The organism is Bacillus sp. BP-3 (assembly GCF_028401955.1).
GTDB lineage: Bacteria > Bacillota > Bacilli > Bacillales > Bacillaceae_G > Bacillus_A.
Map to the genome: position 1 here is coordinate 150,603 of NZ_JAQOTJ010000010.1, position 12,484 is coordinate 163,086.

At 39.6% G+C, this 12,484-nt stretch carries 13 protein-coding genes; 2 read left to right on the forward strand and 11 right to left on the reverse strand.

Annotated elements, in window-relative coordinates; translation table 11 throughout:
- Positions 1–243 precede the first annotated feature (243 nt).
- Both PLX19_RS16825 and PLX19_RS16830 read left to right on the forward strand, forming a co-directional pair.
- Positions 244–630 carry a DoxX family protein gene (locus PLX19_RS16825; RefSeq protein WP_272189881.1) on the forward strand — a complete coding sequence of 129 codons (387 nt, stop codon included), beginning with the start codon at positions 244–246 and terminating at the stop codon, positions 628–630.
- A 158-nt stretch (positions 631–788) separates the two neighbouring features.
- A complete protein-coding gene (locus PLX19_RS16830; protein WP_272189883.1) occupies positions 789–1,397 on the forward strand; it encodes a flavin reductase family protein in 609 nt (202 codons plus the stop codon).
- Between the two features lie 374 nt (positions 1,398–1,771).
- On the opposite strand, the gene PLX19_RS16835 is transcribed toward PLX19_RS16830, so the two are convergent.
- The 11 genes from PLX19_RS16835 to PLX19_RS16885 all read right to left on the reverse strand — a co-directional run bounded on the left by PLX19_RS16835 (position 1,772) and on the right by PLX19_RS16885 (position 12,350).
- Positions 1,772–2,332 (reverse strand): manganese efflux pump MntP, encoded by a 561-nt coding sequence (locus PLX19_RS16835; RefSeq protein WP_272189885.1) that lies wholly within the window; start codon positions 2,330–2,332, stop codon positions 1,772–1,774.
- Positions 2,333–2,389: 57 nt separating this feature from the next.
- Positions 2,390–3,433, reverse strand: a complete 1,044-nt coding sequence (locus tag PLX19_RS16840; protein ID WP_272189886.1) for an L-threonylcarbamoyladenylate synthase — start codon at positions 3,431–3,433, stop codon at positions 2,390–2,392.
- Between the two features lie 107 nt (positions 3,434–3,540).
- Positions 3,541–3,999 (reverse strand): mechanosensitive ion channel protein, encoded by a 459-nt coding sequence (locus PLX19_RS16845; protein ID WP_272189888.1) that lies wholly within the window; start codon positions 3,997–3,999, stop codon positions 3,541–3,543.
- Between the two features lie 52 nt (positions 4,000–4,051).
- Entirely contained in the window at positions 4,052–4,879 is an 828-nt protein-coding gene (gene spoIIR, locus PLX19_RS16850; RefSeq protein WP_272189889.1) for a stage II sporulation protein R, read from the reverse strand.
- A gap of 188 nt (positions 4,880–5,067) precedes the next feature.
- Positions 5,068–5,916, reverse strand: coding sequence for a peptide chain release factor N(5)-glutamine methyltransferase (prmC, locus tag PLX19_RS16855; RefSeq protein WP_272189890.1), 849 nt, complete (start codon positions 5,914–5,916; stop codon positions 5,068–5,070).
- The gene (gene prfA, locus PLX19_RS16860; protein ID WP_272189929.1) at positions 5,916–6,983 is read right to left on the reverse strand and encodes a peptide chain release factor 1; all 1,068 of its coding nucleotides are present in this window, start codon (positions 6,981–6,983) and stop codon (positions 5,916–5,918) included. Before prfA ends, prmC begins: the two co-directional genes overlap by 1 nt.
- A 173-nt stretch (positions 6,984–7,156) precedes the next feature.
- Positions 7,157–7,741, reverse strand: coding sequence for a thymidine kinase (locus PLX19_RS16865; protein WP_272189891.1), 585 nt, complete (start codon positions 7,739–7,741; stop codon positions 7,157–7,159).
- Positions 7,742–8,046: 305 nt separating this feature from the next.
- Positions 8,047–8,292, reverse strand: coding sequence for a type B 50S ribosomal protein L31 (locus PLX19_RS16870; protein WP_034635411.1), 246 nt, complete (start codon positions 8,290–8,292; stop codon positions 8,047–8,049).
- A 141-nt stretch (positions 8,293–8,433) separates the two neighbouring features.
- The gene (gene rho, locus PLX19_RS16875; protein ID WP_020059786.1) at positions 8,434–9,705 is read right to left on the reverse strand and encodes a transcription termination factor Rho; all 1,272 of its coding nucleotides are present in this window, start codon (positions 9,703–9,705) and stop codon (positions 8,434–8,436) included.
- A 299-nt stretch (positions 9,706–10,004) separates the two neighbouring features.
- On the reverse strand, positions 10,005–10,970 hold the full coding sequence (glpX, locus tag PLX19_RS16880; protein ID WP_272189892.1) for a class II fructose-bisphosphatase: 966 nt from the start codon (positions 10,968–10,970) through the stop codon (positions 10,005–10,007).
- Between the two features lie 90 nt (positions 10,971–11,060).
- Positions 11,061–12,350: a UDP-N-acetylglucosamine 1-carboxyvinyltransferase gene (locus PLX19_RS16885; protein ID WP_272189893.1), complete on the reverse strand. Its 1,290-nt coding sequence runs from the start codon at positions 12,348–12,350 to the stop codon at positions 11,061–11,063.
- Positions 12,351–12,484 lie beyond the last annotated feature (134 nt).

Sequence of the window (12,484 nt, forward strand, 5' to 3'; positions counted from 1 at the left end):
TATTGTATCTTCTTGGAAAATTCTAGTCAATTCAGACTGTCTGAATTCAATTGAAAATGAAGCGAATTCCTTTCAATTTTACCCACAAATTGTCTAAACTCCTTAACAACATCATTATCTTTTCATTTATTGTTTGTAAAATTAATTTTTGTTTTTTTGATAATCCACTTGACTAAAGTAAGTAACTATTTTATTATTTACTTATATAAGGTAAGTAAATAAACTTTTTGGAGGTTTTATAAAATGATGAACATTGGTCTTCTTATTATTCGTCTTATTATTGGTATTACTTTCATGGGACATGGCGCTCAAAAGTTATTTGGCTGGTTCGGGGGTTACGGTTTAAAAGGAACTGGCGGCTGGATGGAATCAATCGGCTTACGACCAGGCGTATTGATGGCATTTATGGCCGGAGCAACTGAATTACTAGGCGGTTTCTTATTTGCTGCTGGTATTTTCACTTGGATAGGCGCTCTATTTATTGTTGGTACAATGTTAGTATCGATCATCACAGTTCACGGTAAAAACGGCTACTGGGTTACACAAAACGGTTTCGAATATAACCTTGTTTTAATCGCGGTTGCCGTTGGCGTAGCACTTATTGGTCCTGGTGCTTACACTTTAATTTAATTAAACATCTTGAATTCAAGATGTTTTCAATCCCTCACAATTGTGGGGGATTTTTTTATCCCCTTTACAAAAATATATTTTTTCAGCAGGAGTTTCCCCCTTTTATCTTGTAAACAAACAAAGAAGTGTTACACATGTTAAGAGGGGAGATTACATATATGCTATCGATTAATCCAAATGAACAAACTGAGAAAGACAATTACAAATTACTAACGGGGAGTATTATTCCGCGCCCAGTCGCATTCGTCACAACTGTTACAAATGAAGGAGTACTAAACGGCGCCCCATTTAGCTACTTTAATATTGTTGCGGCGAATCCGCCTCTTATCTCCGTTTCTGTACAACGAAAAGAGGGCAAACCAAAAGATACAGCACGAAATGCAATGGAAAAAGAAGAATTTGTCGTTCACATTTCTGATGAATCTTATGCAGAAGCCATTAACGAAACCGCAGCCAATCTTCCTCCGAATGAAAGCGAAATTGAACTTGCCAAACTAACACCAATTGATAGCGATATCATTTCTGTACCAGGGGTAAAGGAAGCAAGCATTCGTATGGAATGTGTATTGGAGCGCGCTATTCAATTAGGTGGAACAGAAAATTCCCCAGCATGCGATCTATTAATCGGTCGCATCGTACGATTCCATATCGCTGAGCACTTATATGAAAACGGACGCATTCATGCTGAAGAACTAAAACCAATCAGCAGATTAGCTGGACATAACTACGCAAAACTTGGGGAGCAGTTTGAGCTTGTAAGGCCATAATTAAAAGCGGAGGCGACTGCTTAGCCCCGTCGGCTAAGGTTCTTTCGCACAAAAGGTGCTCTTTACCTTTTGGTGCGGAAGGCTCTTAGACAGAAGGGGCTAGGAGCCGGAGCTAGATATATTAAAAGCGGAGGCGACTTGCTCAGAACAAGAGGGGGATGGAGCTTCTGACATAGAGGCGCTTTTTGCCTCGGCGGAAGACGCCGATATTTTATGTATACAACTATGAAAGCCCAGCTACTTATCGCATCTGGGCTTTCATACTATTCCTCATGAAATTATTTGACTTCTTTTTTCTTCGGTTTCGCTAATTTAACAACAAAAAAATATAAGGAAATAAGAGTTACAATAAATACAATTAAAGTTGACTGCGTTCATACTGAAAATAATAATTTTATCCCAAATCCAACAAGTATAATACCGCCAAGTACTTCTCCATATGTTCCCAGAATACTATGTGCCTTACGGCCAATTAACAATCCGAACCAAGTAAGCATCATACTCACAACACCAAATATGAGAATTGTGACAAACGTACGCGCTCCGTAAATACCGAGACTTAAGCCAACAGAAAAACTATCCATACTCACACTAAAAGCAAACAATAGTAAACTCGCCCCGGCCGGAGCATTCCTATACTCATCACCGCGGGACATTGACGTATACACAATGTGAAATCCTAATCCCATTAATAAAACACTACCTATAATAGTAGCAATAGAGCCAAATTGCTCTGATAAAAAACGACCAAGCATCATACCTATAAAAGGCATAATTATATGAAATGTACCAATTGTAATGCCGATATAAAAGATTTGACGCAGTTTAAGCGTAATCATCCCCATACCGAGACTAACAGAAAACGCATCAAGTCCTAGCGCAAATGCCATAATAAATAGCGGCAACAATTCGCTTATAATATGCTCAATTGTCATAATGTCCCCCCTCGGACTTGCTACTTCAAAATATGCACGTCCGAGGAAAGTTAGAATTTATTTTTCGAATATGATTTGGTGACCTGCAGCTTTTGTTAAGCGATTCATGATGGCACTACCAATCCCCTCACTTGGGAACGACTCGCTAAAAATAATATCAACACCGCTTGCGTCAAATGTACGCAATACATCATAAAGCTTCGTCGCAACGGTTGCTAAATCACTGCGCTTTCCACAAGATAAAACAACGTCTGCTTTATACACGTGCTCATATTCCTCTGTTGTTAATACACCTACTTTATAGCCTTCTTGCCTTTTATTATCCACAAGTTGTTGGATAAATGTACGTGAACCTTCTACAATACTAAGCGGAGCTTTCGGTGCATAATGCGTATATTTCATCCCTGGTGATTTTGGTTTTTCCGTTTCATCCTTTAATGCCGGATCCAATAAAACAGGGCCAATTACTTTTTCTAATTGCTCCTTCGTAATACCACCCGGACGTAAAATCGTTGGTATTTCACTCGTACAATCTAGTACGGTTGATTCCACACCAACACCAGTTGCCCCGCCATCCACAATACCAGCAATTTTCCCATCTAAATCTTCATATACATGGGAAGCGAGCGTCGGGCTAGGGCGCCCAGAACGATTCGCACTTGGAGCCGCTACCGGTACACTCGCTGCTTCAATAAGCGCTAATGCTACCGGATGATCTGGCATACGAACTGCCACCGTCTCCAATCCAGCCGTTACTTTTTCAGAGATCCCTTCCTTTTTCGGAAAAACAAGCGTTAATGGTCCCGGCCAGAAATGCTTCATTAATTCATTCGCAACTGGCGGAATATGAGCTACAATACCATCTAATTGTTCTTCCGTACCAATATGTACAATAAGCGGATTATCGCTTGGTCTTCCTTTTGCTTCAAAAATTTTTGCAACAGCTTCGTCGCTTAATGCATTCGCACCAAGGCCATATACTGTTTCAGTCGGAAACGCTACCGCTTCATTTTCTCGTAATAAATGCGCTGCTTCTTGTAATTGTGGATAATATTTTTTTATTTCCACAACATTATCCACAGTCCACATTTTTGTGTTCATTTTTTTCCACGTCCTTTTCTGCCATGAAATACTTGTTATTTGTAGTTTACTATGAGATTTATCCAAAAGACAAATAAGATTTATCCACAAAATGTGGATAAATCCTTTTAATCAGTGGATAACTTTGTGAATAGCTGACAATTTAGTATAATTACATTCGGTTGTTTTATATTTTTACAAAAATGTTCTAATTCCCGAATTCCTTCTGCTACAACATCCTTTTCAACCATTTCAAATCGAAAAAATTGAAATATTGTCACAGATTGTGGACTATTTGTGAGTAAATATAATTGTTCAATATTTTTCTCTTTAATATACTGTAAAAACGTTTCGAAAAAGTGCAAAAACATAGCTTTATCCACAGCAGGTGTGAATAAACAAGAACGAAGAAGCGCATCATTTCCAGCTTGCTCATATCCAACAGCTGCTTGAATTTGTTCCTCTTCTTCTAATATCATAAAATTCCCATGCAATTGATCTAAGCGTTCTTCTTTCATTCGAGCTTGTCCAAAAAAGGTTTGCAATCTTTCCACATCTGTTTTTGTAGCAAAACGAATTTGCTTCATACACAATCCCTCCTCATACTTGTATATATGAGGAGGGACTCTTTTTTAGAACTTACTTTGAAAATAAAGATGTAAATGCTTCTACAATAAACAATTTTACTTCTGGCTTTTCTTCCGTTTCTTCTACTACCTTCACTTGTTCTTCCTGTTTACTAATACGTGGTTCTTCTTGCTTGCTTTCTTCTTGTAATTCTTTTTCGATACGATTTTCTTGCACAGCCTTTGCTTTCACTTTTCGCTTAGGTGCGATGTGCGTCTCTTTCTTATCCTTAAGAGATTGTTTTACTTCTTCTTTTACAATTTCCTTTTGCACATAATTTTCTTCTACATCGTCCTCATCAATTGTTTCGGCCTTTACAACATGCTCTTCTCGCTTAACAGCTGTACCACTAGAGAAGTCTAAGAAACACATAGGTGGAAATAACACGCACCACCAATTTGCCCCTTCACCTTTTCCAATTGTCACAAGTACTGCTTCATACTCTCCAGCCGGATAAATAAAATTCCCATATACTTTCGTTGGAAATTTGATATTTTTATTAAACTGAACAGTAAAAGTTTCCTTACTGCCTTCTCGTTTCAATGTTTTTGCAACTGTTTGTTCAAGTTCTGGGATACGGCTTTGAATGACGCGACGTGCGTCTTCAAACGATTTTAACTCTGCCACCCAACCATCGATTTGCGCTTTCACTTCATCACGCACTTTACGTTTTAACTCTTGATCTTCCTTCGAATCACTATTAGCCAAAATACGTAATCGAATCGCCTCTTTCGGAATTACGACAGGTCCTTTTGCATCAACTTTCATATATCCAAAGTGCGCAATCATCTGTGCACCAATTAATAATAAAAGCAGATAAGCAATCGCTTGTTTTTTCATCTTATCTCCACCGCCCCTTCAGTAAAACAGTGTAGACAAGTTTTTTTCTTTCTAAACTAGTAAATTTAGAATCTATTCATTTTTTAGACTGACGATTGCATGTCCACTAATATATCGGCGGTTCGACATGCTAAATGCACAAAAGAGAGCTGACAAAAATCCGTTCCCAGGTCAGCTCCCTGTTAAAATCACATTTCCGCAAAGACCATGCGATCTTTCCCGTTAATATCAAATACAACCTCTACATGCGCATGAGGGAATGTTTCTTGCAGCAAGACACGCACATCTTCACCTTGTCCTACACCCACTTCAAACGCAACAATCGCTTCCTCTTGCAGCACCTTTGGCAATTCCTCCATAAAGCGTCTATAGAAATCAAGCCCATCTTCACCGCCAACAAGTGCACGCTTTGGCTCATGCTCTTTCACTACAGAAGAAAGACCTCTCCAATCCTCTTCTGGAATATAAGGCGGATTCGACACAACAACATCTAGCTTTTGCTTTGTTTCCAGAAATGGCGACAATAAATCACCGTGATAGAACGTTACATTCGCCTCAAGTTCTGCCGCATTTTTCTGCGCCACTTCAATTGATTCTGGAGCAATATCAACTGTGTATACATGTAAATGCGGATTTTCTAAAGCCAGAGTAATTGAAATTGCTCCGCTCCCAGTACCAATGTCTGCCACGTGAACATCTTTATCTCCAAATTTACGACGAATACGTGTTAACACCCCTAGCACCAGTTCCTCTGTTTCTGGCCTTGGAATGAGCACTTCTTCATTTACGAAAAATGGGCGCCCATAAAACATTTCATAGCCAATTAAATACTGAACAGGAATACCCTCTACATGCTTATGAATAAAGTTTGTAAAAGTTTGCTCTTGTTCTTCCGTTAATTCTTCACGCATGTTCATCATTAAACCTGTTCGATTTGTATGCAGTACATGACAAAGGACGATTTCTCCCGCGTTTTCATCACGTCCATGTTCACGTAAAAAAGAAGAAGCCCATTTCAGGGCTTCATATAGGCGCATTACTCAGCTGCCTCCATCTTTTGCGCCTGATCTTCCATCACTAAGGCATTGATGAAATCATCTAACTTACCTTGTAAGATTTGATCCAGCTTCTGAATCGTTAAACCGATTCGATGGTCTGTAACACGATTTTGCGGGAAGTTGTACGTACGAATACGCTCAGAACGGTCTCCCGTACCAACAGCTTGTTTACGGTTTTGATCGTACTCAGCTTGCGCTTCTTGTCTAAACTTATCATAAACACGTGCACGTAATACTTTCATTGCTTTTTCTTTATTCTTAATTTGTGACTTTTCATCCTGACAAGAAACAACTACGCCAGTCGGTAAATGCGTTAAACGTACCGCTGACATCGTTGTATTAACACTTTGTCCACCAGGACCACTAGAAGCAAACGTATCCACACGAACATCTTTTTCATGAATATCGATTTCTACTTCTTCTGCTTCTGGTAATACAGCTACAGTTGCTGTAGAAGTATGGATACGTCCTCCAGATTCTGTTTCCGGAACACGCTGTACACGGTGTGCACCATTTTCAAATTTCAACTTTGCAAAAGCACCTTTACCGTTGATCATAAAGATAATCTCTTTATATCCACCTAGTTCTGTATAGCTCGCTTCGATAATTTCAGTTTTCCAACCTTGCACCTCAGCATAACGGCTATACATACGGTATAAATCACCAGCAAATAATGCCGCTTCATCACCACCAGCAGCACCACGAACCTCTACGATAACGTTCTTATCATCATTCGGGTCCTTTGGAACAAGTAAAATTTTCAGACGCTCTGATAATTCCTTCTCTTGCCCCTCTAGCTCAGACACTTCTTCTTTTACCATTTCACGCATGTCAGCATCTAACTTCTCTTCTAACATCGCTTTTGCATCTCTTAATTGTTCACGAGTATCTTTATACTCACGGTACACCTCTACCGTCTCTTGTATATCAGATTGTTCTTTTGAATACTCACGAAGTTTGTTCGAATCACTTATAATCTCTGGATCACTTAAAAGCTCGTTTAACTTTTCATAACGGTCCTCTACAGCTTGCAAACGATCTAACACAACATTCACCTCAACATCCTAGTCTCTAATCTAATACAAATAGTATATGGTACATAACAAAAAAAACGCAAATTATATTTAAAAGTGGAGGCGGAATTAGATATCTCCTAAAAACAGAGCCACATCTAACCTGCCCGCACTTTCTAAAAAAACCCGCCTTATGTAGCGAGTTTTTATCTCTGTTTAGTTGGTACAGCATGGCAATGACGACAACGTGGCTCATATGACTCAGATGCGCCAACTAAAATAATGGGATCATCAAAAGAAGCTGGTTCCCCATCGATTAAACGTTGCGTACGACTTGCAGGAGATCCGCATTCAGCACATACTGCTTGCAGTTTTGTTACATGCTCCGCAATTGCCATAAGCTGAGGAACTTGTCCAAATGGTAGACCGCGGAAATCTTGGTCTAAACCGGCAACAATTACACGATAGCCACGGTTTGCCAATTCTTGCACCACTTCCACAATGTCCCCATCAAAAAATTGTACTTCATCAATTGCTATAACATCAATATCTTCTGTTACGTGTTCAAACATCTCTTTTGAAGCAGCAACAGGAACCGCTCTTACTTTCAATCCATTATGCGACACAACATCTTCTTCACTATAACGATTATCAATACACGGTTTAAATACAATCGCGTTCTGCTTTGCAAATTGCGTACGGCGCACACGGCGGATGAGCTCTTCTGATTTCCCTGAGAACATGCTTCCACAAATCACTTCAAGCCAACCGTGTTGATTTATTACGTACATAAAAGCTCCTCCTTTCACCTATATGAGCCCATTTTGATTTTTCGACATATAGATTGCTGCTATGCAGGAAAAAAGGAGCCTGCTACTTTCTTTCTCCTTTTGTTTGAACTTCGCATATGGCAGTAAAAGTCTCTGACCGCTTCTATGCATGGTCAGATGCTCTCGCCCACCTAAAAAAGATGGTTTTATGTCGTTTTTCACTTTGGATTTATATACTTATTCCTACTCTAAGTAGGTAAAGCTTTATATTTTTGCAAAAAAAACAGACAAGCGGATATATACACTTGCCTGCTTTATGTTTGTTATTACTTAAGGCCGTATTTCTTATTGAAGCGGTCAACACGTCCGTCTGCAGTAGCAAACTTCTGACGTCCTGTGTAGAATGGGTGAGAATCAGAACTGATCTCAACTTTTAGTAATGGATAAGTGTTACCATCTTCCCACTCGATAGTTTCGTTAGAACCTTTTGTAGATCCGCTTAAGAATTTGAAGCCTGTGTTTGTATCCATAAATACAACTTTCTTGTAATCTGGATGGATTCCTGCTTTCATTCTTTTCATCTCCTTCCGCCCTGAATCATTTTCGAAACAGAGTTTTTTCATCGTTAGCTGCAATCACAACTATAGTGATGAAACGCACATGATGAAATTATAACAAGGCTATCTGCATTTTGCAACTACCTGTTTTTAGCATTACTTCATTGTGACATATCTCTTTGAATCTGCAGGGATATTTTGCAAGAATTCTTCATTTGTCTTTGTCTGACGCAACTTACGCAAGAAGCTTTCTATGAAGTCTGGCGTATCTCTCATTGTTTTACGAATACCCCATAACTTATCTAAATGTTCTTTTGGAATCAATAAATCTTCTTTACGTGTACCAGAACGACGAATATCAATAGCTGGGAAAATACGACGTTCTGCTAAAGAACGATCTAAGTGAAGCTCCATATTTCCCGTTCCTTTAAACTCTTCATAAATGACATCATCCATACGAGACCCTGTATCGACAAGAGCCGTTGCTAAAATTGTCAAACTACCGCCCTCTTCAATATTACGAGCCGCTCCGAAAAAACGCTTTGGTCTGTGGAATGCCGCTGGGTCAATACCACCAGATAACGTACGTCCGCTTGGCGGAATCACAAGGTTGTAAGCACGTGCTAAACGGGTAATACTATCCATTAAAATGATAACGTCTTTTTTATGTTCAACAAGACGCATCGCACGCTCTAGTACAAGTTCAGCTACTTTAATATGATTTTCTGGTACTTCATCAAAAGTAGAACTTACAACATCGCCTTTTACAGAACGTTCGATATCCGTTACTTCCTCTGGACGTTCGTCAATTAAAAGTACAATCAGTTCTGCTTCTGGATGATTTGTTGTAACGCTGTGTGCAATTTCTTTTAACAGTATCGTTTTACCAGCCTTTGGCGGTGCAACGATAAGACCACGTTGTCCAAATCCAACTGGTGCAATTAAATCCATGATACGTGTTGATAATTTCTTCGTTTCCGTTTCCAATTTCATTTGACGATTTGGATATAACGGTGTTAACGCTGGAAAATGCACACGTTCTTTTGCTGATTCTGGATCATCTCCATTAACCGCCTCAACTTGCAACAACCCGAAATATCGTTCATTCTCTTTTGGAGGTCGTACCTTACCAGAAACCTTATCTCCATTACGCAAATCAAAACGACGAATTTGCGAAGCTGAAATATAAATATCTTCAGAACTCGGAGAGTAGTTGATTGGACGTAGGAATCCAAATCCTTCTGATTGAATAATTTCCAGTACACCTTCCATGAAAAAGAAACCTTCTTTTTCTGCTCGCGCTTTTAAAATTGCAAAAATTAATTCTTTCTTCGTTAATTTGCTGTAATAAGAAATCTTAAATTCTTTTGCAAGTTCATATAATTCTTTTAACTTCATGTTCTCTAATGCTGAAATTGTTAAATTCATTCGGACACCACACTTTAATATTATTCTCTTTTTTCATTGGGTAAGGGAAATTACGGAAGGCTAATACATATTAATGAAAGGCAATAAATACAAGTAGAGTAATATTCCCTATTGTAACCCTTTTACCTCATTTTAATCAATACATTGCGAGACAAATACAAGAAGCGAAGACAATAAAATTTGTCTTCGCCCTATCCATCACTTTTACACGTCTTATTTTATCTATGCAAACAGCTAAATCCTCATTAGCTATAATTTCCAGTAGCGGGAATGAAGAAAAATTCCCACTACTGGAAGTTTTACTTCATAACTAAATTTGGTTTTTTATTTAAACTGTGACGCCCATCAACAAAGCGAACTGTTCCCGATTTCGCGCGCATAACAAGAGAGTGTGTTGTACCAGTACTTCCTTTAAATTGAACACCGCGCAATAATTCACCGTCCGTAACACCTGTTGCTGCAAAGATTGCATCGTCACCTTTTACTAAGTCTTCCATACGAAGAATACGATTAATATCATCGATACCCATTTTTTTACAACGTTCTAATTCTGCTTCGCTTTGTGGAAGAAGCTTCCCTTGAATTTCTCCACCTAAACATTTTAATGCTACAGCAGCTAGAACTCCCTCCGGCGCACCGCCAGATCCGAATAAAATATCAACACCTGTGCGATCAAACGCTGTGTTAATAGCACCAGCTACATCACCATCGTTAATTAATTTAATACGCGCTCCCGCTTTACGGATTTCCTCAATGATTGCTTGATGACGCGGTCTATTTAAAATAGTTGCTACAACATCTTCAATATCTTTATTTTTTGCTCTCGCAACAGCACGTAAGTTATCAATAACCGGTGCATTAATATCAACAGCGCCAACTGCTTCTGGGCCAACCGCAATTTTATCCATATACATGTCAGGTGCATGTAGCAAGTTTCCATGGTCTGCTACGGCAATGACTGCTAATGCATTCCATCCTCCTGCTGCAACGATATTTGTTCCTTCTAATGGATCAACCGCTACGTCAACGCGCGGACCATATCCAGTCCCTAATTTTTCACCGATATACAGCATTGGTGCTTCATCCATTTCCCCTTCACCAATTACTACAGTTCCTTTCATCGGTACTGTGTCAAACACATCGCGCATCGCTGAAGTTGCTGCTCCATCTGCTTCATCCTTCTTACCGAGTCCCATCCAGCGCGCTGATGATAACGCTGCAGCCTCCGTTACACGTACTAATTCCATGGATAAACTTCTTTCCAATCTAATCCCTCTCCTTTAAACCTTAATATTTCTCCCACAATTCATATTCAATCCCATTTACCTTATGCCCTTTGACAACCGCAAAGCTCTTTAGGCATTTTTTATCTGTTCAATCTCTTGCTCTGTCATTTTTTCACGCCAAATTTTGGCTCCAAGACCTCGAAGCTTGTCCTCTAAATTTTCATAGCCGCGATCAATATGCTCGAGCCCCGTAACCTCAGTAATTCCTTCTGCCATTAAACCTGCAATGACAAGAGCAGCTCCGGCACGTAAGTCACTCGCTTTCACTTTAGCTCCTTGCAGTGAAACAGGGCCTGTCACAATAGCAGAACGGCCTTCTACTTTAATTTGCGCATTCATTCTTCTTAACTCATCTATATGTTTAAATCGCGCTCCGTAAATGGTATCTGTTACAACTGCCGTTCCACTAGCCTTCGTTAATAACGTGGTAAACGGTTGCTGTAAGTCAGTTGGAAACCCTGGATATACGAGCGTTTTTACATCTACCATTTTTAATTGGCGATCCCCGTCTACCAAAATTTGATCATCGTGCGTTTCTACTCTTACACCCATTTCTCGAAGCTTAGCCGTTATAGATTCTAAATGCTGCGGAATCACATTATCAACTACAACTTCACCGCCAGAAGCCGCACCCAAAATCATATATGTTCCAGCTTCAATACGATCTGGAATAATAGAATGATAACAACCGTGAAGCGATTCCACACCATCAATACGAATCACGTCTGTTCCTGCCCCTTTAATACGAGCTCCCATACTTGTAAGCAGTGTGGCTACATCAATAATTTCTGGTTCTTTCGCTGCATTTTCAATGATTGTTCTACCTTTTGCACGCACGGCAGCAAGCATAATGTTAATTGTCGCACCTACACTGACAACATCTAAATAAATACGCGCACCCCGCAGTTCATCTGCACGTAAATATATTGCACCTTGCTCATTCGTGACATGTGCTCCAAGCGCTTCAAACCCCTTAATATGTTGGTCAATTGGCCTAGGCCCTAAATGACATCCACCAGGAAGCCCAATTACCGCTTGTTTGAAACGACCGAGCATTGCTCCCATTAAATAATAAGAAGCACGCAACTTTTTTACCTTTCCATTCGGAAGAGGCATTGCTACCATCTTAGAAGGATCAATTGTCATTTCCTCATCTTGATGATACGTGACAGATCCACCAATTTCCTCTAACAAATCACCGAGGATTTTCACATCAGAAATATTAGGTACACCACCAATTGTAACTGGTGTTTCTGCTAAAATGGTCGCAGGAATAAGCGCAACAGCACTATTTTTCGCACCGCTCACACGAATCGAACCATGTAAGGGCACACCGCCTTCAATCAGCAACTTATCCATCTTAAGCCCCCTTCATGTGAATTCATTTCCCGATCTACTCCCTACTTAAACCGGTAAATTTACTAATTCGGATACATTCTTACACTTACGAGTATGTCCATGCTATTTGTTCCCTTTATTTTTACACAATTACA